Origin of the sequence: Cytobacillus sp. (genome assembly GCF_032154635.1) — a bacterium.
Classification (GTDB): domain Bacteria; phylum Bacillota; class Bacilli; order Bacillales; family Cytobacillaceae; genus Cytobacillus.
Genome location: NZ_JALDXW010000019.1, coordinates 62,688 through 86,046, shown reverse-complemented (window position 1 = coordinate 86,046; position 23,359 = coordinate 62,688). Strand labels below are relative to the sequence as shown.

Below are 23,359 nucleotides of genomic sequence, written 5' to 3'. Positions count from 1 at the left end.
TTCCGAAAGCCAATTCATTCCGTGAAAATTGATGCAACATTTATCTCAACTCCATCAAATTTTAATAAATATGTATTCTTAAAATATTTCCCGTAAATGAATATATCATACTTCATTATAAAAACAAGTAGAACGATAGGAATTTGTGTCATTAAACACTATAATTTTCTAACTCCTACAATTCATTCGTAACAAATTGTCGCACAAAAAATCCATGCCGTAAAAGACATGGATTTCAACATTTCATATGTACGTAAAGAGTCCCAATCGTGCCGTCGCTTCGATGCCTTCGTTTTGAACCCGCACTCAGCAGGTGGGTGACCTGTTTCTGCTTTTGTAAGTCCTCATCCATGAGGCGTTTACGCGGCTGGAAAACCCGATCTCCCGAAGAAATAATGTTGGTCAAAATTTTAGGTTACACAACGAACACATCAGGACTCTTTATTTAATTATCTGTATTTTATCATATACGATTTTCTCTTTCAAGCGCTCGCAAATAGGTCAATTCTCATTTTTTTAAATTTAGCTTTAAGTGTAAATCATCTAATTGCGCATCACTTACTTCACCTGGGGCATTCGTTAACACACAGCTTGCACTAGCGGTTTTCGGAAAGGCAATGGTGTCACGAAGATTCGTTCTTCCTGCTAAAATCATCACAAGTCTGTCAAGACCTAGGGCAATACCGCCATGTGGAGGGGTTCCATATTCAAATGCATCAAGCAAAAAACCAAACTGCTCATATGCTTCCTCTTTTGAAAAGCCAAGTACATTAAACATTTTTTCCTGTACTTCTCTTTCAAAAATACGCAGAGATCCTCCTCCAAGCTCGTAGCCATTTAATACAAGGTCATAAGCCTGCGCCCTTACTTTTGATGGATCTGAATCAAGAAGAGCTAGGTCTTCCCTCACAGGCATTGTAAATGGATGATGTGCTGCATAATAGCGGCCTTCCTCTTCCGCATACTCAAGCAATGGCCAATCCGTTACCCAAAGGAAGTTGAACTTGCTTTGATCAATTAGTTCAAGCTCTTTTCCTAGCTTGATACGCAATGCACCCAATGCATCCGCTACAACACTTGTCTTATCAGCCACAAATAATAGAAGGTCTCCTGCTTCAGCAGAAAGTGCAGTTTTCATTGCGTCTTGCTCTTCTTCAGTAATGAATTTAGAAATCGGTCCTTTCAGTCCATCTTCCTCTGCTTTTAGCCATGCAAGCCCCTTCGCACCATAGACGGAGACAAACTCTGTTAACGCATCAATATCTTTTCGGGAATATTTGCCAGCTCCATTTTTCACATTGATCGCTTTTACTTGGCCTCCAGAAGAAACAGCTCCAGCAAATACTTTAAAGCTTGAATCCTTTACAATTTCAGATAAGTCTATTAACTCCATTTCGAAACGTGTATCAGGCTTATCGGAACCGTAGCGGTCCATTGCTTCTTGATAAGTCATTTGCGGGAATGGGATTTGAACGTCAAGCCCTTTGACCTCTTTCATGATTTTACTCATCATATTTTCCATTAAGCTAATTATATCAGCTTGACTCATGAAGCTCATTTCCATATCGACCTGTGTAAATTCCGGCTGGCGGTCCGCACGTAAATCCTCATCACGGAAACAGCGGGCAATTTGGTAATAGCGCTCGAAGCCGCCTACCATTAACAGCTGCTTGAAAATTTGTGGGGATTGTGGAAGTGCATAGAATTCACCAGGATGAACACGGCTCGGAACTAGGTAGTCACGCGCTCCTTCAGGTGTGCTCTTGGTTAAAATAGGTGTTTCTATATCAAGGAAGCCTTCCCCATCGAGAAACTCTCTCATTGCTCTCGTTACTTGGTGACGCATTTTTAATGTTTCAAACATGACTGGTCTTCTTAAGTCCAGGTAACGATATTTTAAGCGGACATCCTCAGATACATCTGTTTTGTCATCAAGCATAAATGGAGGGGTTTTTGCTTCATTTAAAATCGTCATTTTCTCCGCTTTAATTTCAATATGACCTGTTTTTAAATTCGAGTTTACCGTACCTTCTTCTCTAGCAACTACAGTTCCTTCGATATCTAGGACAAACTCATTTCTCACTCGCTCTGCAGAAACCAGTGCCTCTGGAGATGTCTCCGGATTAAATACAACTTGCACGATTCCCGTTCGGTCACGGAGATCAATAAAAATTAAGCCCCCTAGGTCACGTCGTTTTTGTACCCATCCTTTTAAAATCACTTTTTCACCAATAGCCGCCTCTGTTATTTCTCCGCAGTAATACGATCTCCCAAACATGATGTTTCCTCCTGTAATGTAGTAATTTTATGAACAATAATTGATTGGCAATTATAAATATTTTTTTGCATGTTTATCTTTGCTTTTAAACGTTTTTCGCCACTATGCATTATTTTTGTAGTAATTCAGCAAACTTTTCTACAAAGGTTTCTAGGTCAAGCTCTGTTTGTTCCCCTGTATCCATTGACTTCAAGTTGATTTTATTAGCTTTCAGCTCATCTACACCAAGAATTGCTACATACTTCGCCTTTGCACGATCTGCTGCTTTAAATTGAGCTTTTATTTTTCGATCGAGATAATCTCTCTCAGCAGAGAAGCCTGCTAGACGTAGCTTGTGAAGCAGCCCAACAGTATAATCCTTCGCTTCTTCTCCTAATGAAACAAGGTAGCAATCAATTCCTTTATCAATTGGAAGCTCCACTTTTTCAGCTTCTAAAGCTGCTATAAATCGTTCAATACTCATCGCAAAACCAATGCCTGGTGCTTCTGGTCCGCCAAGTTCCTCTGTAAGCCCGTTGTAGCGGCCTCCCCCGCAAAGAGTAGTAATTGCTCCAAAGCCTTCCGCATCACTCATAATTTCAAAAGCAGTGTGTGTGTAATAATCAAGCCCGCGAACAAGATTCGAATCAACCTCGAAAGCAATACCAAGATCATTTAAATATTGTTGAACTTTATCAAAATAGTGCTTTGAATCCTCGTTTAAGTAATCAATGATTGATGGAGCATTTGCCATTAGCTCATGATCTCTATCCTGTTTGCAATCAAGGATGCGCATCGGATTTTTTTCAAGACGGTTTTGACAATCACTACAAAACTCGCCAATTCTCGGTTTGAAGTGATTGATTAACGCATCTCGATGTGCAGCTCTGCTTTCTTTATCTCCAAGACTATTAATAACTAGCTTTAGCTTTTTCAATCCTAATGATTGGTAAAGTGACATGGCTACCGCAATTACTTCCGCATCTATCGCTGGATCAGCGCTGCCAATCGCCTCCACACCAAATTGAACAAATTGACGATAGCGTCCAGCCTGCGGACGTTCATAACGGAACATTGGCCCCATATAATAAAGCTTGACTGGCTGAGTCGCATCACCGAACATTTTATGTTCAACAAATGATCGAACAACAGCAGCCGTACCTTCTGGTCGCAATGTTAAACTGCGTTCACCGCGATCCTCGAAAGTATACATTTCCTTTTGAACAATATCCGTTGTATCCCCTACACTTCGTAGAAACAGTTCGGTATGTTCAAAAATTGGCGTTCTAATTTCACGATACTGGAATTTTGCACAAAGATCTCTCGCCTTTTCTTCAATCAGGTGCCATGTTTCAATCTCACCAGGGAGAATATCCTGGGTTCCTCTTGGTAAACGAATAGACATATCGAATTTCCTCCTAATTTATATTTGGTTATGTAAAAGTTTATTAAATATAAAAAAGCCCCCGCCTCCTTGTATATACATACAAGGGACGAGAGCTTTTCGAGATTCCCGTGGTGCCACCCTAGTTGAAGCCGCTATGTTTCGCGATCTTCCTCTTTTACAGTTAACGCCTGTTAACGTTCAACTCCTACTAAAAGCTATTCCTTCTTTCAGAGAGAAACCTACGAAGTGTTCTTTCATTAAATCATCATGAAGAAATGTTTTCAGCCTATGACATTTCCTCTCTTTTCATGTGGGGTTTAATTACTCTTCTTCATCAAACGGTTATATAGCAGTGCCAAGTGCACATTGTCTTCAATAAATTCCTCTTAATATTTATATAATAATACGTATCATTAAGAGTATTGTCAATAGCGATTTGTTAAGATCTTTCCAAATGTTTTTTCAGCTTCCTAACGTCCTTTACGGTTAAGCCAAATTCTGAAGCCAATTCAATCATATTGGAACTTTGCTCCTTCTGAATAAAATCATGAAAATCCACACCAAAAAGCTGATTTTCCCCTAATTGAGCTGACATTCCCTTATCACCAAATCTCATTTCTATCACCCTCGTTTTCTTATTCTTATCTAGTATTCCCATGAATGGGAATAAACTATTCTTTCATCTAATTTCTTGTCTAATGAATCTTTTTGAAGGATATCGATAGCAAAAGAAGAATTTATAGTAGGGCAATTCTCGGGAAAGACTTGACTGACTGAAGCAATTTTGTTTTTCTAATAAGATGAGGACCGGTTAATCTAGCGAGGGGAGGAGTTTGCGCATGCATAGAAAGAAAAAAGTCATCCTATTTTTTTGTTTAATCCTTTTAAGCGGGATTTCATCGATTCACTTGTTACCTGCGAGTGCAGCGGGACAAACCGTTAAGATCGGAATCGACCGCTTAAATATTCGGGAGGGACCAGGATTAAGTTATCCTGTTGTTGCACAAGTGAATAAAGGGGAAAGCTACACGTATCTTTCAAAGAAAAAAGATTGGATTGAAATTCAATTAAAAGATGGAAAAAAGGGCTGGGCAGCTGACTGGCTCGTAACGCTGGAAAGCGGAGAAACCAGCACTTCTATTTCACAGCCTAAGAGCAATCATGCAACGATTAAGGCTGATGGACTTAGAGTTAGAAAAGGTCCAGGCACAAACTATCAAGTAATCGGAACGATTAACAAAGGAAAAAACTTTCAGGTTCTCGCAACAGATGGAGATTGGATACAGCTTGATACACCACATGGAGCTGGTTGGGTTTCAAGTGAATTTATCCAATTAAAAAGTAATTCTGTTACTAGTCCGACCTCACAAACGATAAATGGGAAAATCACAGTTAATTCACTTAATATTCGTAGTGAACCGTCACTGAACAGTTCAATTATTGGAAAATTAAATGCAGGGGATAAGGTGAAAATTTTATCTCAAAAAAATGGATGGACAGAAATCTCCTATTCAGGTAACCACGCCTGGGTCAGCAGCCAGTATGTTGAAGTGGATGAAGGGAAAGCAGAAAAAAAAGAACTAACAACGCAAAAATCTTCAAAATCAGGCAAAGCTGGGACAGGCACAGTAACTGCAACCACCTTAACTGTTAGAAGCAAAGGCTCACTTAACGGGAAAGCGATTGGTTCTGTTTCGATGGGACAAACCTTTAAAATCTTAGAGGAAGTAAATAATTGGGTCAAAATCGAATATAAAAAAGGCTCCTATGGCTGGGTTGCAAACTGGTACTTGGAAAAGCCTAATCATAAAGGAACTGAATCTAGCAAACAGGCTGTTCAAGAAAGCACGATTACGATCCTTCATAATGGTTCAAACATTAGAAAAAGCGCTGATCCTTCTTCTGCTATTGTTGAAAGAGCAGATCAAGGGGCAACCTATGATATCATCAGCGTACAAAATGATTGGTATGAGGTACGTCTTGCAAATGGAAAAAGCGGATTTATTGCTGGATGGATTGTATCTGTAAACGGTTCAGCACCTGTTGTTGAAAAACCGGGATCTAAAACAAGTTTAAAGAATAAGAAGATCATCATTGATCCTGGTCACGGTGGCAGAGATAATGGGACGACCGGTGCTAGCGGAACAATAGAGAAGACAGTGACGTTAAAAACCGCAAAGCTATTATATGATAAATTAAAAGCGGCTGGCGCCAATGTAATTCTTACGAGAAATACCGATACATTTATTCCTTTGTCCTCAAGGGTATACACAGCACAATATCATAATGCGGATGCTTTTATTAGCATTCACTACGATAGTATTGCCGATCGCAGCGTTAGAGGAATGACTACATATTACTATCACTCCTATCAAAAAGGACTTGCGGCTGATGTTCATTCTTCGGTTGCCGCTAATTCTAGTCTAAAAAATCGCGACTATCGCTTTGGTGATTATTATGTGTTAAGGGAAAATAAACGAAACGCAATTCTATTGGAGCTCGGTTACTTAAGTAATCCAGCTGAAGAAATGATCGTTACTTCAGATCAATACCAAGAAATGGTTACGACTGGGATTTATCAAGGGCTTGCGAAGCATTTTAATTAAAAAAAGGGCGAAATCGCCCTTTTTTATTTATCCTTATTTACTTTCCACGATTAATGTTACCGGTCCATCATTAATTAATTGAACGTCCATCATTGCGCCGAACATGCCCGTCGCGACTTTTATCCCTTTTTCCTCAAGGCTAGTATTTAAAGCCTCATAAATTTTAACTGCATGCTCTGGTCTTGCTGCATCCATGAAGTTTGGCCTGCGTCCTTTGCGGCAATCTCCGTATAAAGTAAATTGCGAGACAGATAATATCTCTCCGCCTTTATCTAAAATAGAAAGATTCATTTTTCCAGCATCATCCTCAAAGACACGCAGATTTGCTATTTTCTCCGCTAAGAACTGCGCATCTTCGATTTTGTCTTCATGTGTGACACCGACAAGCAATACAAATCCCTTTGCTATGCTTCCGACAATCTCTCCGTCTACAGTTACACTTGCTTCCTTGCTTCGCTGTACAACAACACGCATAACAAATACTCCTTAATTCATAATCCTGCGAACAGCATATACATCCGGAATTTGTTTAATCCGGTCGACAACTTTTTGTAAATGGCTGACATTATGGATGGCAATTGTCATATTAATTGTAGCTGATTTATTCCGATCCGAACGGCCTGTTACTGCAGAAATATTCGTTTTTGTCTCATTTACCGCCTGAAGAACCTCATTTAATAAACCCCGTCGATCATACCCGGTAATCTCAATTTCAACACTATATTCTTTCCGATCATTCAAGGCCGTTTCCCATTCCACAGGAATCAATCTTGCTTTCGCATCCTCAGTGACAATATTCGTGCAATCGGCCCGATGGACAGACACCCCGCGTCCCTTTGTAATGAAACCAACAATTTCATCCCCAGGCACTGGATTACAGCAGCGAGACAAACGAATAAGTAAATTGTCGATTCCCGCAACTCGGACGCCCGATTCTCGTTTTTTTGTAGATGGAAATGACTTTAATTCAGAAACTGCATTCGTAATAATGTCAGCTGTTTGCTCCATATCACGCTTTTTACGCCACTTTTCTGTAAGTCTGTTGGCAACTTGTAAAGCTGTCACGCCATTATAGCCAACTGCCGCATACATATCTTCTTCGTTGGTAAAATTAAATTTTTCTATCACTCTTTTAACATTTTCATTTGTTAAAATTTCCTTTAAATCAAAATCCATATTTCGGATCTCTTTTTCAACTAATTCTCTACCCTTTTCAATATTCTCATCACGTCTTTGTTTCTTAAAGAACTGTCGTATTTTATTTTTGGCCTGTGAGGTTTGGGCAAGCTTTAGCCAGTCTTTACTTGGTCCATAAGAATGCTTGGACGTTAAAATTTCTATAATATCGCCTGTTTTCAGCTTATAATCCAACGTCACCATTTTTCCATTTACTTTTGAACCAATCGTCTTATTGCCGATTTCAGAGTGAATTCGATAAGCAAAATCAATTGGGACCGAACCTGAAGGCAGCTCAATCACATCACCCTTTGGTGTAAATACAAAAACCATATCAGAGAATAGGTCTATTTTCAGAGATTCCATGAATTCTTCAGCATTCACCGTATCATCCTGAAACTCCAATATTTCACGAAACCATGTCAGCTTGTCCTCAATTGAGGGTGATCCTTCATTGACCTTTTTTCCTTCTTTATAAGCCCAGTGAGCAGCAATCCCAAATTCAGCAATTCGATGCATATCAAATGTACGGATTTGCACCTCAAGAGGATCTCCTTTTGGACCAATAACAGTGGTATGAAGAGATTGATACATGTTTTGCTTCGGCATAGCAATATAATCTTTAAATCGCCCTGGCATTGGTTTCCAGCACGTATGAATGATTCCTAGCACAGCGTAGCAATCTTTAATACTATTAACAACAATTCTTACAGCAAGCAAATCGTATATTTCACTAAATTGCTTATTTTGTAAAGCCATTTTCCGATAGATACTGTAAATATGCTTCGGGCGCCCTGATATCTCGGATTTAATCGCAACATCTTCCATCCTCATGCGCATCACTTTAATGACATCTTCAAGATATTGCTCCCGTTCTGCCCTTTTCTTTTTCATAAGGTTGACAATCCGATAGTATTGCTGTGGATTTAAATACCTTAAGGCCGTATCTTCAAGCTCCCATTTGATTTTTGAAATTCCTAGCCGATGGGCAAGTGGAGCAAAAATTTCAAGTGTTTCATTCGAAATTCGGCGCTGCTTTTCAGCTGGAAGATGCTTCAGTGTACGCATATTATGAAGTCTATCAGCTAATTTTATCAGTATGACCCGAATATCCTGTGCCATCGCTACGAACATTTTTCGATGGTTTTCGGCCTGCTGCTCTTCCTTTGATTTATATTTAATTTTTCCTAGCTTCGTAACGCCATCTACAAGCATCGCCACTTCCTCATTAAAGGCTTCTTTAATATCTGCAAGTGTGACATCAGTATCCTCTACAACATCATGAAGAAAACCGGCTGCAACTGTGGAAGGATCCATCTCCAAATCAGCTAAAATTCCTGCAACTTGAATAGGGTGGATGATATAAGGCTCACCCGATTTTCGATATTGTTCACGATGTGCATGCCTTGCAAATTCATATGCCTTCTTTACTAGTGCCGCATGCTCATCATTTAAATATACTTTTGTCCTGTCGATGACTTGTTCAGCGGTCAGAACATGATCGTTCGCCATGGGATCACCTTTATCTAATAGTAGTTTTATCTGAATTTCCGTTTACATATATTAAAAAAATTATGATTGTTACTATTATCGAAAAAAAAAACGAAGATGTAAAGGGTCAGGAGGTTATTTTTAAAGGAAAAGCAAAAAATCTGTCGAATATTGTCTTTTTTCTAACCTATTTTCTCTTTTTGAGATTGAATCAAAATATAAAAAGAGCGCTCTTTTTAGCGCTCTCATGAAAATTAAAATTCCATTAAAGTTAGTATATCATATTTTTCAAGCTTATCGCGACCTTTTAAATACGATAATTCAATTAGGAAAGCAATTCCAGCTACAATTCCACCAAGTTCTTCAACTAATTTAATTGTTGCCTCAATTGTTCCTCCTGTTGCCAGCAAATCATCTGTAATTAAAACACGCTGTCCAGGCTTGATTGCATCCTTATGGATAGTAAGAACATCTTTCCCATACTCAAGACCATAATCGACCTTAATTGTTTCACGCGGAAGCTTGCCTTCCTTTCTAACAGGAGCAAAACCTACTCCAAGTGAATAAGCAACCGGACAACCGATTATAAAGCCGCGTGCTTCAGGACCAACAACAAGATCAATTTGCTTTTCACGTGCATATTCCACAATTTGGTTTGTAGCATAGCGATATGCATCCCCATTATCCATTAATGTTGTTATATCTTTGAATTGAATACCAGGTTTGGGCCAATCTTGGACGATTGTAATATATTGTTTTAAGTCCATGCTTTCATTTCCTCCTCAATTTCAGGTAAACCTTGGATCACTTCGTCAAACCATCCTTTTAATTGCTGATAGGAAGAATACACTAAATCCCTTTCAAGTGTATACTGTGCCAGCACTTTCTGATATGTTAATGAATCTGACAAATCACGTTTTTCAGTAGCTTTATTAACAGAAATGAATCCATTTTCTATTTTAACAAAACCGAGTTCAAAAAACACCTTTGACATGAAGTCAATTGTTTGTCTGCTCCAGCCTTTGAATTTAGCAATGTCATCTTCATACTTTCTAAGATCAAAAGGTCCCTTTTTTACTAATAAGGCATAGAACCATTTAAAATGATCTCTTGTTGGAATCGTACTAAAATATGCATCATTTTCATTATAGAAATGGGCATATACTCTAGCTGGTCTTTTTCCAATAAATAATGTAGCCAATATTTCTTTGGAGGAGGGAAGATCTATCAAAATCACATTTTCCTTCTCTATGTTGAGTGCAGAGGCTTCCTCCACTGAACTTACTGTTATTAAATGATCATTCGTATACCTTTGAAATTTACTCAGATGATCTTGATTAAATACAATCCATTTCGATTGATCCTTTGGAATAATCTCGACTAAACTTTCAAGACGCTTTACTCCTCTAATATCAAAAAGCTGCCATGCATCAATAGCTAGATCTTGGAGAAACATTTGCGGTTTACGTATATTATTCCATTCATTTATCGATAGTTCCCCGATAACCGATATTTGTGAACTAGGAGAAATCTGTTCAAATAATGAACCAAGACCAAAACCAACCCCATCTAATGTGTGTCCATCATTTTCAATCGTCATCTTTAAATGATTTTGATCTGAGCCGATCTTTCTCATGGCAGATATATTGGCATTCTTAATCAATATTTTTGGTTTCGGATTATCCATTCCATATGGTGAAAGTTTTTGCAGTTCTTCTAAAGAAGACAAATGAATGTCATGTAATGCGATTTCCCCATCGATGTGGGTTACAGGGATAAAATCCTCCTCTGATAATTGCTCTTTCGCTGCCGTGTTAAGTCTACTCCGAAGATCATCCACATCATCTAGTTTCAATGTCATCCCCGCAGCCATCGGATGCCCGCCAAAATGTGGCAATATTTCTCTGCAATCTGATAAATTTTTAAAGAGATCAAAGCCTGCTATACTCCTAGCAGACCCTTTTGCGAGTCCCTTTTCTATATCATAGCTTAGAACAATGGCAGGCCGATAGAATTTATCTACGAGCTTTGATGCGACAATGCCAATTACCCCAGCATTCCAGCCTTCTCTTCCAATAACAAGAACAGCATTTTCTTTCACTGGGTATTTTTCTTCCACTTCACGAATCGCTTGCTCCGTAATTTCATTAACTATTGCTTGACGGTCCTTATTTAATTGCTCAATTTCCTCTGCAATAGCTTCAGCTACAAGATTATCATCCGTTAACAACAAATCAACTGCAGGATCAGCACTTTCCAATCTTCCTGCCGCATTCAAGCGTGGAGCGATAAGGAAGCCGATTGTTTCTTCATTTATTGAATTGACTTCTACTTTATTTAATTTTAATAATGCTTTTAATCCAGCATTTGATGTAGATTGAAGCCTTCTAATTCCTCTTTTTGCAATTAATCGATTTTCTCCTTTAAGGGAGACGAGATCTGCAATTGTTCCAATTGCAGCTATTTCAAGTAAATGTTCAGGAAGCCTTCCATACAGTGCATGTGCTAATTTAAATGCAACACCTACCCCAGCTAAATCGCGAAAAGGATAGTCACTATTTTCAAGCTTAGGGTGAATGATTGCCAATGCCTCTGGCAGTTCCGGACCTGGTTCATGATGGTCAGTAATGATAAGGTCAAGTCCTAGCTCTTTAGCCGCCTTCGCCTCATTTACTGCAGCTATTCCCGTATCAACAGTAATGATTAGTTTCATACCGGTTTCTGCTGCGTGCTGAAAAGCGGGTATATTTGGCCCATACCCTTCTGTAAAACGGTTTGGTATGTAAAATTCTACATTCGCCCCAAGCTCTTGAAGAGTTTTCATCATAACTGTAGTACTCGTTACACCGTCTGCATCATAATCACCATATATTAAAATAGCTTCTTGCTTCTCGATTGCCTCCTTTATTCTTGATACTGCAACATCCATATCTGTTAATAAAAAAGGATCGTGAAATTCCTGGTCTTGATCAAATAAAAAATGCCGTGCTATTTCCGGCGTTTCTATTCCACGATTAACAAGGAGTGAAGCCAAAAGAGGCGTTATATTTAATTCTTGTACAAGTAGATTTTCCTTTTCTTCATTTGATTTCCGAACAATCCATCGTGTTTTTGAATGTAACATCTGTTCACCCCTCAACTGTTTAATTATACAGGAGCGATTCTTTCGTTTCAATGAAAGAAAAGGATCTCATTTATGACAAAAAAAAACAGTGTATCGGACACTGTTTAAAACAACATCTTTATTATTCCATTTCATGCTCTCCATCATTAAACGGATTAATATGGACAAAGACATTCTGAACATTTTCCATCTCTAGCAACCGTTTCTTTACCTTTTTTCCTACTCGATGACCTTCTTCTACCGTCATATACGGATCTACTGATATTTTTAAATCAATAATTACATAATGCCCATGCTCCCTTGCATGTAATTCATCGATTTGCTTCACTTCTTCAAATTCTTCAACTGCCCGTCGCAATTCTACTGTATCTTCTTCATGAAGTACATGGTCAAGTGTATTATGTATAGCTTCTTTCCCAAGAGACCAGGCCATCCTAATTACCATCAATGAAACGATAATTCCAGCAACTGGATCGGCATATTCAAGCCATTCAATCCCGAGTTTCCCTCCAATAATAGCGCTGCCAATCCCCGCTAATGCAGCAATGGATGAATAGACATCTGAACGGTGCTCATAGGCATTAACAATTAAAGCGTCACTATTTAATTCACGGCCCAATTTATACTTATAGCGGAATAATATTTCTTTTACGATAATGGATAAGATCACTGCTGCAATAGCTATCGTTTTTGGTGCCTCAATCGGTTTAAAGAATGCCTCAAATGATGATTTGCCCATTTCAATACCTACTAATAATAAAAGAACGGCAACAATAATGGCAGCTATGGACTCTGCCTTTCCATGGCCATATGGGTGGTCTTCATCAGGCGGCTGTTTTGCAGCTTTTAAACCTAAGTAAACAGCAAATGATCCAGCTACGTCTGAAGCAGAGTGAACCGCATCTGCAACTAATGCACGGCTTCCAGCATAGACTCCAATCCCCCATTTAACAATAGCAAGAACAATATTTACAATGATCCCAAGCATAGCAGCAAACTCGGCTTTTTTAAAACGATCTTGATTACTCACATGAAATTTCCTCCCCTAATCATACAATTAGTTTAACCCATTTTCTCCAATAATACCTTTAATGAAATGAAAAAACCTCAGGAGATTCCTGAGGTTTCACTCTGTATACATTCTTACGCGTTTATACTTGTGGTTCGTCTGTGTACTTACGTTTTTCTTTAACTGTTGAAATTGGACCTTTTGCCTTTAATTCCTTGCACTTCCATTCATACCATATTTGTGAAGCTAAGAAGATAGAGGAATAAGTTCCTGCAACCGTACCAACAAGCAATGCGATAGAGAAGTTACGGATAGACTCACTGCCAAAAATCAGCAATCCTAGAACAGCAATAATAACTGTTAAAATTGTGTTGATCGATCGTCCCATTACTTGGCGTAGCCCTTTGTTTACGACATCAGCAATGTCTTCTTCCGTTTTCAAACGTTTTTTCTTCGCCATGATTTCACGCATACGATCATACGTAACAATTGTATCATTGATTGAATACCCGACAACTGTAAGTATGGCAGCGATGAAGGTAATATCGACTTCTAGTCTTGTTATACTGAAAAATGCAATAATGAAAAATGAATCATGCAGAAGTGCAAGAACCGCTGGAATCGCCATACGGTATTCAAATCGGATTGTAACATAAATAATAATTCCGATTGCTGCAATAACTAACGATTTCATTGCATTTTTTGCAAGTTCTTTTCCGACTGTCGGAGATACAGTGCTTACATTAGGCTCTTCTCCATATTTCTTCTTGAAGTGAGTTTTTAATTCAGCAATCTTGTCCTTGCTAAGTACATCATCTTTTACCCTCGCAACTCCAATATCTCTATTTTCTCCGGAAATTACAATATCCTCTGTTTTTATATCTAGTTTCGTAAGCTCAGCTTGAAATTCTTCCTTTGTTAAGGATTGATTCGCATCCAGTTCAATTCGAGAGCCGCTAGAGAAATCAATGCCCAGATTTAAGCGGAAGACAACTAACATAATAATTCCTATCGTCATCAACACACCAGAAAAAATAAAGAACTTTTTACGATGTTTAACAAAATCAATGTTATCAAATCTCGTTGGCAGGTCCTGTGCTTCATAATTTTCAGCAATATTTTTAATATCACCTTTTCTCACACCGAACCAGCCTGGTTTTTTGTTGAAAATATTGCTGTTAACCCATAATCCAAGTAGTAATCTTGATAAGTAGACTGCCGTTAAGAAGCTAACTACAATACTCAAAATTAGCATAGTAGCAAAACCTTTTACCGAGCTTGTTCCAAAAGCGAATAAAACAATCGCTGCTAATATTGTAGTAATATTCGCATCAAATATGGTAGCGAATGAATTCTTGCTTCCTGCTTGAAAGGCTGATTTTAATGTTCTTCCAACCTTCATTTCTTCCCTGATTCGTTCAAAGGTGATGATATTGGCATCGACAGCCATACCGACTCCCAGTATGAGTGCTGCAATGCCTGGAAGTGTTAATACTGCATTCATCCAGTCAAATACAACAAGAATAATGAAAATATAAATAGATAGTGTTACTGTTGCAATAAAGCCAGGAAAACGGTAGTAGAAGATCATAAATAAATAGATAATCGCAATCCCAACAATTCCACCAAGAACTGTTTTTTCCATGGCCTGCTCACCAAATTGTGCACCAACCGAAGTTGAATAAACTTCATCTAATTTCACGGGCAATGAGCCTGCATTTAATAAATCAGCTAATGTTTGTGCCTCATCAATTGTAAATTGACCAGTAATCGAAACGGTATCCTGATTAAATACTTGGCTTACACGTGGAGCAGATAAATATGCTGGGTCTTCCTTAGCCGACTCTGCTTTAAAGGAGTCTCCTTCTTCAAAATCAAGCCAAATAACAAGTAAATTATTTGGTGCACCCATATTCACAATCTTTTGTGTTACATCTTTAAATGTACTAGCACTCTTAAGTTTTAACGAAACACTAGGGTTTCCATTCTCATCAAAGGTCTGTTTTGCACCGCCTTCTGCAAGATCGGAACCATCCATCATTTTCACATCATTTACATCTCGAAAAGATAGATTAGCTTCTGTGGATAAAATTTCACGGGCTTTATTTTGATCCGTAACTCCCGCCAGCTGAACACGAATTCTGTCTTCCCCTTCAATTTGAATGCTAGGTTCACTAACCCCTAGCACATTAATCCGCTTGTCCAATGCTTTGGCTGTACTGGCTAAGGCAGCTTTATCGACCTTTTTACCATCAAGGGAAGATACTTTATAAAGAACTTCAAAACCGCCTTGAAGATCTAGCCCAAGTTTTATATTTTTTGTAATGCCATTAGTTGTTGCTCCAATCAAGCTCCCTACTAATATAACAATCAGGAAGAAGGCAACAATGCGACCGCGCTTTACCATTATGTAATTGTCCTCCTTAAATCAAGCCTAAAGGCTCCTTAGCGTAAACCGGTAATGCCATCTATGTTGACGCATTGACAGCATACAACATAAAAATGTATAAGTCGACCGGGAATATCAATATTTTTATTATGAAACAGTTTATAAAAGCTGTCAATTATCGGAGATGTCAGTTGATAGAAGTGTTCTTTAGCAAGTTTATCATACGAATATCTTTTCTATTTCAAAAGCTCCCGAAGCTCATCTTCATCATCAAATGCAAACTCCGCCCCTTTAAAAGCCTCAATCGTTGCAAAATTAAAGTAATCCCCCACTTTAACAGAGAGGATATCATCAACAATTTCAGCAATTCGTTTGTCTTCAGCAGACTTGCGCCATTTCTTCGTCGTTAAATAATCCCAAAGCTCCTGCTCTTTCACATCACCGTACCCTAATAAAGAAAATTCCTCCAACTTACTTGCAATTGCTGGCTGAACCTGATATCGAAAAGAATCAAATCTATGGTTTGTCCGCACTATTGACCCTCCTTTTATTCACTGTTCTAAAAATATTCTTTCACCCAATCCACTCAAAAAATGATTACACTGAAAAATTATTGAATGCTTGTCATGCTTTGTCCTTGTTCTTGCATATAGTTAATTGTATATGATAACACCTATTTTGAGAAGGCAGGGAAAGCAATGTCTAAGTTTTTAAAAGGCACAATGATCCTACTGGCAGCCGGACTTGTCACAAGGGTGCTTGGATTTATAAACAGAATTGTTATTGCACGATTCATTGGGGAGGAAGGCGTCGGGCTGTATATGATGGCCTTTCCTACATTAATGCTTGTCGTTACGATTACACAGCTAGGACTGCCTGTTGCTATTTCTAAAAATGTAGCAGAAGCAGAGGCACAAGGGGATTCAGCAAAGGTAAAGAAAATTTTAGTCGTATCACTTGCTATCACCATTTCACTATCAGTCCTTTTTACACCTGCTCTAATCTTGCTTGCTCCCATTCTATCTGAAACATTGTTCACAGACCCGCGAACAAAACTTCCATTGCTTGTCATTGCACCTATTGTGCCAATTATCGCCATTTCATCTGTCATTCGCGGTTATTTCCAAGGCAGACAACAAATGAAACCAGCAGCTGTTTCTCAAATGCTTGAGCAAATCGTAAGGATCACCTTAATCGCGGCCTTAACAAAGGCATTCCTCCCTTATGGGATTGAATATGCTGCTGCTGGAGCGATGGTTGCTTCCGTTATAGGTGAATTAGCATCTTTAGTCTACCTATTAACAACCTTCAAGCTTAAAAAGAAATTTCCTGTAAGAAAACAATTTTTCAAATATGTTAAAACAGGGAAAAGGACATTTAATGAGTTAATGAGTATTGCCCTACCAACAACAGGCAGCAGAATGATCGGATCCTTGACTTGGTTTTTTGAACCGATTGTCGTTTCGCATAGCCTTGCGATTGCTGGCGTTGCTGCCATTGCCGCGACAAAGCAATATGGGGCTCTCACCGGTTTTGCCATGCCTTTATTAATGCTGCCTTCCTTTGTTACTCTTTCTCTGTCAACTGCTCTCGTCCCCGCAATTAGCGAGGCAAATTCAATGAATAATAACCGACTAATCGAGTATCGCTTGCAGCAGGCACTTCGCTTCTGTCTTTTAAGCGGAGGATTAGCCGTTGTCATTATTTACGTTTTATCTGATGAATTGATGAGAGTGATGTATAATTCATCAAGTGGCACACAATTTATTAAATTAATGGCGCCCTTCTTTTTATTTCATTATTTCCAAGGCCCACTGCAGGCAGCTCTTCAAGCATTGAATTTAGCAAGAGCAGCGATGATCAATAGCTTAATTGGAGCAGTTGTCAAAACAGCGGTCATTTATTTATTAGCACGTCAAGCTGAATTCGGAATTACTGGAGTAGCAATGGGGATTCTCGTTGGCTTTGTCCTTGTTACATTGCTGCATTTCGCAACAATTTTAAAAAAAATACCTTTTACTTTTTATATGCGTGATTATATAAAAACCTTTTTTGTTATGGGGTTATCAGGATATATTGGCTATTGTGTTCTACAGAGCATAAATGAAGATATGCATCTCGTCATTCAGGTTTTACTTATCTCCATACTTATTACTGTTAGCTATTCCATTCTTTCTTTATTGCTTGGTTTAATCAAACAGGATGAATTGAAACGAATTCCTTGGATTGGAGAATACCTTTCAAAGTTTGCTTTTAAATAGTGTAGATCCTTGAGACACCCTTTCACTAGAGAAGGTGTCTTTTATCTTTTTTCATTTTTTAAATCAATATAGAACTGTCCATTTTCAAAGCTGCAAAAAGAAATTTTGCTCAAATCGTTATACCCTCTTTTTTTCAGCTGCTGCCGAAGCCAAAAATTTGTTTCATTTATCACTTCTAGATTTTCTTCCTGAACGATCCCATCTAAAATAAGCGGAATCGTCATATTTCCTTTCTTTTTCTTTTCTTTTTTTAACACAGATAGTTCCCCTGTTGTTTCAAGGATGGCAAACTCTACATCTGTTATGTTACGAATATCTTTCCCTCTAAGCTGCAGCAAGAGATCATCAAAATTATAGCGATGTTTCTTCATCGCCTCTTCATCAATTTTTCCTTTATTAATAATAATTGTCGGCTTCCCGTCCACAAGATCTCGGAGTCGCTTACTTTTTAGCGTAGCAAGAGAAAAACTGATTTGTATGAGCATCAATATCAACATTGGCAATATATTTGTAAGCAATGGGCTCTTTGGCTTTTCAATTGCCAATACAGCCATTTCAGCAATCATGATCGAAACAACTAGATCCACGGTACTTAGCTGACCAAGTTCTTTTTTCCCCATCATTCGAAATATCACCATGATAATGATGTACAAAAAAATGGTCCTTAATATAATTATGGAATACTCCTCCATACATCATTCCTCCTTAAAGATATCCCTTTTTAGTCTGAACAAAGGAAGAGAAATTATGTTTCAACTTTAGTTGCCTCATCTAGTGATAAGTTTTATATTCTATTTTTTCTTTATGTGAATATGCTTGTACTAAGGAATCAGGCGGCCTGGACGGCTGTACTGATTGATCCTTTAAGTTTAGAAGGGAGAGGAGCAAAATAGAAGATTCAAAAAATGTCGGCGGTGGAATTCTTTTCGGCTTAATTGCAGTTTTTGTACTTGCTATTATTAGCAGCTTAATCATTTCTTTGTTATTAACTTTTACATCTCTTCAGGAATCTTCCTTACAGTTCGTTGTAACGGCGATATCCTTTGTTTCACTTTTCATCGGGGGGTTCATCTCTGGGGGAAAGGGCAAACAGAAGGGGTGGATGGTTGGAGGGTTAACCGGCTTAATCTATTCCCTCATTATTTTTCTCTTTCAGTATTTAGGCCAAGATAGCTTATTTAATCTGCAGCAGATCATCTATCATATATGTTATATCCTTACAGCGATGATGGGCGGAATCTTAGGTGTGAATATGTCTAATAATAAGTCAAGAACCGCATAAGAAAAGCATAAGCATCTTGATCATCCAGTTTAAATCGGAGGGGATAAATAGTCGCCTATCCCTTTAGGTTAGTATCCTACCTTATAAAAAAGAAGCGGAACCCTAAGATTCCGCTTCTTTTACTATTAAGATTTTGCTAGCATATCTCCGCCAGCAGCTGATTCTGTTACTTCGCGAATAGCTGCACGGTCGTATGTAAGACGGCTTCCATCTCCACACTTGATGACAACTTTCCCTTCATCGATGGCATCGACAAAACCGTGGAGTCCTCCAATTGTTACGATTTTATCTCCTTTTTTCAAATCGTTCTGCATTTGCTGAACTGCCTTTTGGCGCTTCTGCTGCGGACGAATTAGCAAAAAGTAAAATAAAACAAACATTAACAATAATGGTCCTATTGTACTAATCATTTCCATATTATTTTCACCCCTTTCACCATGTAACGAATGTTCAAAACTCTAGGGTATGATCCTATTTTTGAACATCCATCTTGTTTAGAAGTTTTTCGCATTTGGCTTATTAAACCCATATCTTTCGAAAAATTCTTCTCTAAAGTCCCCCAGACGATCCTCTCTGATCGCTTGTCTGACCTGTTCCATTAATTTTAACAGAAAATAGAGATTATGGTAAGTTGTAAGTCTTATTCCGAATGTCTCATCACAGCGAATTAAGTGGCGAATATATGCACGGCTGTAATTGCGGCAAGTATAACAATCACAATGTTCATCAATCGGCCCAAAATCTCTTGCAAACTTTGCATTTTTAACAACTAAGCGGCCTTCACTCGTCATTAGAGTTCCATTGCGGGCAATTCTCGTCGGAAGCACACAATCAAACATATCAATCCCACGAATCGCTCCATCAATTAAGGAATCTGGAGAACCTACTCCCATTAAATATCTTGGTTTGTTCGAAGGCAGCAAAGGTGTTGTAAACTCAAGCACCCTGTTCATTATATCCTTTGGCTCTCCTACTGATAACCCTCCCACAGCATATCCTGGGAAATCAAGTGAAACCAAATCCTTTGCACTTTGTTTGCGCAATTCTTCGTACTCCCCGCCTTGGACAATGCCGAATAGTCCTTGGTCATTCGGACGTTTGTGCGCTTTTAAACAGCGCTCAGCCCAGCGAGAAGTTCTTTCAACTGATTTCTGCATATATTCATAGGTTGCTGGATACGGCGGACATTCATCAAATGCCATCATGATATCTGAGCCAAGCGAGTTTTGAATATCCATCGCTTTCTCAGGTGACAAAAACAGCTTGTCCCCATTTAAATGATTGCGGAAATGGACGCCCTCTTCCTCTATTTTACGGAATTCACTTAGGCTAAACACTTGAAACCCGCCGGAATCAGTTAAAATCGCACGATCCCAATTCATAAATTTATGCAGACCGCCTGCTTCCTCTACGATCTCTTGTCCAGGACGAAGCCATAGATGATATGTGTTGCTTAAAATAATGCCAGCACCCATATCTACAAGCTCTTCTGGGGACATAGTTTTTACAGTAGCAAGCGTTCCAACCGGCATAAATACCGGGGTTTCAAAAGACCCATGGGGCGTATGAACACGGCCAAGTCTTGCACCTGTTTGTTTACATGTTTTAATTAATTCGTAACGAATGGCTGTCAATTGATTTGTTCTCCTTCCAACATGTCAGTTTACTCTTAAATTATAAGCATCGCATCTCCAAAGCTAAAGAATCGATATTTCTCTTCTACCGCTTCACGATAAGCGTTCAAGACATTTTCTCTGCCCGCTAATGCACTGACAAGCATAATAAGCGTTGATTTCGGCAGATGGAAGTTTGTTATCATCCCATCAATAGCCTTGAATTCATAGCCTGGATAAATAAAAATATCGGTCCATCCACTTGCCTCTTCAAAGCGGCCATTATTGGCAGAAGCGATCGTTTCCAGCGTTCTTGTAGAAGTTGTTCCAACAGAAATAATTCTTCCGCCTTCCGAACGTACTTCATTTAATAGCCTCGCTGTCCCCTCTGTCATTTGATAAAATTCAGCGTGCATTTCATGCTCACTTAAATCATCAACACTCACTGGTCGAAATGTTCCTAGACCAACATGAAGAGTAATGAATGCAATATGAACGCCTAACTCTTTAATTTCCTCCAGCAGTTGTTCTGTAAAATGAAGGCCTGCGGTCGGAGCGGCAGCAGAGCCGCGCTCACGGGCAAAAACGGTTTGATAACGTTCTTGATCATCCAGCTGCTCTTTAATATATGGCGGAAGCGGCATTTCCCCTAATTGCTCAAGAACCTCATAGAATATCCCATCATATTGGAAATCAAGCACTCTTCCCCCATGCTCAGCAGTCTGCGTACATACCGCACTTAATTTTCCATCACCAAATACAATTTTCGCGCCTTCTTTTACGCGTTTAGCTGGTTTAATGAGCGTTTCCCACGAATCGCCTTCCAACTGCTTTAATAGAAGAACTTCTATTTTTGCACCTGTTCCTTCTTTTTCCCCAAAAAGCCTGGCGGGAAGGACTCTAGTATCATTTAATACAAGACAGTCCCCTGCTCGCAAGTGTTCTTTAATATGTTTAAAAACAGTATGCTGGGTTGTTCCTTTTTTCTTATCCAAAACCATTAATCTGCTGCTCGTCCTCTCGACAAGAGGAGTCTGGGCAATTAATTCTTCTGGTAAATAGAAATCAAATAAATCTACTTTCATGATGCACCAACTTTATTAATATTCTGTTTTCGGTACCTCCATTTGGAAATGGCGGTACACTAAGTCTGTTACAATCCTGCCTCTTGGCGTACGCTGAAGAAAACCAATCTGTAATAAATATGGTTCGTAAACATCTTCAATTGTATGTGCTTCTTCACCAATTGTTGCTGCAATCGTTTCAAGACCAACTGGTCCACCGCGGAATTTCTCAATGATTCCTCTTAATAATTTATGGTCAATATGATCCAGCCCTAAACGGTCTACCTGCAAAAGCTCTAACGCTTCTTTCGCAAGCTGTTCATCAACGACTCCATTGCCTTTAACCTGAGCAAAGTCTCTTACTCTTCTTAAGAGGCGATTGGCAATCCTCGGGGTTCCCCTAGACCTTCTCGCTATTTCCACAGCGGCAAGCTCATCTATCTCCGTTTCTAAAACATCTGCCGTTCTAATAACAATATCCGTTAATTGTGTTTCATTATAATATTCCAGCCTGCTAAGTACACCAAACCGATCTCTTAATGGGGCAGACAAAGAACCCGCCCTTGTTGTCGCTCCGACTAATGTAAATGGAGGGAGATCAAGTCGTACAGACCTGGCACTTGGACCTTTTCCAATGACAATATCAAGACAAAAGTCCTCCATTGCAGGGTATAGAACTTCTTCAATTGTTCGTGGAAGCCTATGAATTTCATCAATAAATAGGACATCTCCTGGTTCCAGCGCAGTAAGAATAGCTGCTAAATCACCCGGTCTTTCAATGGCAGGCCCAGAAGTAGTCCGTATATTTACGCCCATTTCGTTTGCGATAATTGCAGCAAGTGTCGTCTTTCCAAGACCGGGTGGACCGTACAGCAATACATGGTCGAGTGTTTCCTGACGAAGTTTAGCAGCTTGAATGAAAATTTCTAGATTTTCCTTCACTTTATCCTGACCAATGTACTGTTTTAAATTCTGCGGCCGCAAGTTCTGCTCAAAGGACAGCTCCTGAATATCTGCTTCGCCAGAAATAATCCGCTCTTCCATTTATTATCACGCCTTTTATTCAAACAATTTATATTATTTTAATAGTCGCTGCAGCGCCTTTTTTATGTATTGATCTGTAGTGAGCTGTTCCTTCTTTAGCTCAGGTGAAATCTTTTTAATTTCCTTTTCCGAATAACCAAGAGCCTGCAATGCAAGCATTGCTTCCTCAAACTCTGATGAATAGCCATCTTGCACGGGCTGTATTTTATCAACTGAAAAAAGGTCAGGAAAGAAATCTGGCACAATGTTTTGCAGCTTTCCTTTCAAATCTAAGATAATTTGTCTTGCTGTTTTCTTTCCTACTCCTGGAAATTTAACAAGGAATGCTTCATCCTCATTCTCAATCGCTTGGACCACTTGCTCTGGTTCTCCAGAAGCAAGAATAGCTAATGCTCCCTTTGGCCCAATTCCTGTTACATCTAATAGCTTTATAAATAACGTTTTTTCCTCGCGAGAATGAAAGCCATATAGGGCCATGAAATCTTGCCTAACATGGTGGTATGTAAATACCTTTACTTCCTTCCCATATTCGTTTTTAAAGCTAAATGGATTCGGTGTAGAAATTTGAAAACCTATCCCATTATTTTCAATTACAACAAATTCCGGTCCAATATAGTCGACCCGGCCTTTTATAAATTCAAACAACATACTCGCTC

General features: G+C 38.9%; 19 protein-coding genes, 1 other RNA gene and 1 other annotated feature. Of the genes, 3 read left to right on the top strand and 17 right to left on the bottom strand.

The features are described 5' to 3' along the window. Positions 1–256: 256 nt before the first annotated feature. The 4 genes from ssrS to RUH74_RS14470 form a co-directional block, all read right to left on the bottom strand. A non-coding RNA gene (gene ssrS, locus RUH74_RS14485) (6S RNA) lies at positions 257–441 on the bottom strand. 67 nt (positions 442–508) lie between these two features. After that, entirely contained in the window at positions 509–2,278 is a 1,770-nt protein-coding gene (aspS, locus tag RUH74_RS14480) for an aspartate--tRNA ligase (RefSeq protein ID WP_313801158.1), read from the bottom strand. A 109-nt stretch (positions 2,279–2,387) separates the two neighbouring features. Beyond that, entirely contained in the window at positions 2,388–3,662 is a 1,275-nt protein-coding gene (gene hisS, locus RUH74_RS14475; RefSeq protein WP_313801156.1) for a histidine--tRNA ligase, read from the bottom strand. Positions 3,663–3,743: 81 nt separating this feature from the next. Continuing rightward, positions 3,744–3,992: a binding site (T-box leader), on the bottom strand. A gap of 91 nt (positions 3,993–4,083) precedes the next feature. Further along, complete coding sequence (locus tag RUH74_RS14470) at positions 4,084–4,260, bottom strand: hypothetical protein (protein ID WP_313801154.1); 177 nt, start codon at positions 4,258–4,260, stop codon at positions 4,084–4,086. Positions 4,261–4,483: 223 nt separating this feature from the next. Between RUH74_RS14470 and RUH74_RS14465 the strand changes: the two genes are divergently transcribed. Next, positions 4,484–6,250: an N-acetylmuramoyl-L-alanine amidase family protein gene (locus tag RUH74_RS14465; protein WP_313801152.1), complete on the top strand. Its 1,767-nt coding sequence runs from the start codon at positions 4,484–4,486 to the stop codon at positions 6,248–6,250. 33 nt (positions 6,251–6,283) lie between these two features. Here RUH74_RS14465 and dtd read toward each other — a convergent pair whose 3' ends face one another. The 7 genes from dtd to RUH74_RS14430 all read right to left on the bottom strand — a co-directional run bounded on the left by dtd (position 6,284) and on the right by RUH74_RS14430 (position 15,972). After that, on the bottom strand, positions 6,284–6,724 hold the full coding sequence (dtd, locus tag RUH74_RS14460) for a D-aminoacyl-tRNA deacylase (protein ID WP_313801150.1): 441 nt from the start codon (positions 6,722–6,724) through the stop codon (positions 6,284–6,286). A gap of 12 nt (positions 6,725–6,736) precedes the next feature. After that, positions 6,737–8,938, bottom strand: a complete 2,202-nt coding sequence (locus tag RUH74_RS14455) for a RelA/SpoT family protein (protein ID WP_313801148.1) — start codon at positions 8,936–8,938, stop codon at positions 6,737–6,739. Positions 8,939–9,171: 233 nt separating this feature from the next. After that, a complete protein-coding gene (locus tag RUH74_RS14450) occupies positions 9,172–9,684 on the bottom strand; it encodes an adenine phosphoribosyltransferase (protein ID WP_313801146.1) in 513 nt (170 codons plus the stop codon). Further along, positions 9,675–12,041 carry a single-stranded-DNA-specific exonuclease RecJ gene (gene recJ / locus RUH74_RS14445; RefSeq protein ID WP_313801144.1) on the bottom strand — a complete coding sequence of 789 codons (2,367 nt, stop codon included), beginning with the start codon at positions 12,039–12,041 and terminating at the stop codon, positions 9,675–9,677. The genes RUH74_RS14450 and recJ overlap by 10 nt, the downstream gene beginning before the upstream one ends. A gap of 121 nt (positions 12,042–12,162) precedes the next feature. Next, positions 12,163–13,071, bottom strand: coding sequence for a cation diffusion facilitator family transporter (locus tag RUH74_RS14440; RefSeq protein WP_313801142.1), 909 nt, complete (start codon positions 13,069–13,071; stop codon positions 12,163–12,165). A gap of 121 nt (positions 13,072–13,192) precedes the next feature. After that, complete coding sequence (gene secDF / locus RUH74_RS14435) at positions 13,193–15,457, bottom strand: protein translocase subunit SecDF (protein ID WP_313801140.1); 2,265 nt, start codon at positions 15,455–15,457, stop codon at positions 13,193–13,195. Positions 15,458–15,675: 218 nt separating this feature from the next. Next, a complete protein-coding gene (locus RUH74_RS14430; RefSeq protein ID WP_313801138.1) occupies positions 15,676–15,972 on the bottom strand; it encodes a post-transcriptional regulator in 297 nt (98 codons plus the stop codon). Between the two features lie 165 nt (positions 15,973–16,137). On the opposite strand from RUH74_RS14430, the gene spoVB reads away from it, so the two are divergent. Then, positions 16,138–17,700: a stage V sporulation protein B gene (spoVB, locus tag RUH74_RS14425; RefSeq protein WP_313801137.1), complete on the top strand. Its 1,563-nt coding sequence runs from the start codon at positions 16,138–16,140 to the stop codon at positions 17,698–17,700. A 41-nt stretch (positions 17,701–17,741) separates the two neighbouring features. Here the strand turns inward: spoVB and RUH74_RS14420 are convergent, their stop codons facing one another. Then, positions 17,742–18,392, bottom strand: coding sequence for a DUF421 domain-containing protein (locus RUH74_RS14420; RefSeq protein WP_313801135.1), 651 nt, complete (start codon positions 18,390–18,392; stop codon positions 17,742–17,744). Positions 18,393–18,589: 197 nt separating this feature from the next. Between RUH74_RS14420 and RUH74_RS14415 the strand changes: the two genes are divergently transcribed. Then, positions 18,590–18,982, top strand: a complete 393-nt coding sequence (locus RUH74_RS14415) for a TIGR04086 family membrane protein (RefSeq protein ID WP_313801164.1) — start codon at positions 18,590–18,592, stop codon at positions 18,980–18,982. Between the two features lie 125 nt (positions 18,983–19,107). On the opposite strand, the gene yajC is transcribed toward RUH74_RS14415, so the two are convergent. The 5 genes from yajC to ruvA all read right to left on the bottom strand — a co-directional run bounded on the left by yajC (position 19,108) and on the right by ruvA (position 23,348). Beyond that, positions 19,108–19,398 (bottom strand): preprotein translocase subunit YajC, encoded by a 291-nt coding sequence (gene yajC / locus RUH74_RS14410; protein ID WP_313801133.1) that lies wholly within the window; start codon positions 19,396–19,398, stop codon positions 19,108–19,110. A gap of 78 nt (positions 19,399–19,476) precedes the next feature. After that, on the bottom strand, positions 19,477–20,616 hold the full coding sequence (gene tgt / locus RUH74_RS14405) for a tRNA guanosine(34) transglycosylase Tgt (protein WP_313801131.1): 1,140 nt from the start codon (positions 20,614–20,616) through the stop codon (positions 19,477–19,479). Between the two features lie 35 nt (positions 20,617–20,651). Next, on the bottom strand, positions 20,652–21,680 hold the full coding sequence (gene queA, locus RUH74_RS14400; RefSeq protein ID WP_313801129.1) for a tRNA preQ1(34) S-adenosylmethionine ribosyltransferase-isomerase QueA: 1,029 nt from the start codon (positions 21,678–21,680) through the stop codon (positions 20,652–20,654). A gap of 15 nt (positions 21,681–21,695) precedes the next feature. After that, the gene (ruvB, locus tag RUH74_RS14395; protein ID WP_313801127.1) at positions 21,696–22,703 is read right to left on the bottom strand and encodes a Holliday junction branch migration DNA helicase RuvB; all 1,008 of its coding nucleotides are present in this window, start codon (positions 22,701–22,703) and stop codon (positions 21,696–21,698) included. Positions 22,704–22,736: 33 nt separating this feature from the next. Next, positions 22,737–23,348, bottom strand: coding sequence for a Holliday junction branch migration protein RuvA (ruvA, locus tag RUH74_RS14390; RefSeq protein ID WP_313801162.1), 612 nt, complete (start codon positions 23,346–23,348; stop codon positions 22,737–22,739). Between the last annotated feature and the right edge of the window lie 11 nt (positions 23,349–23,359).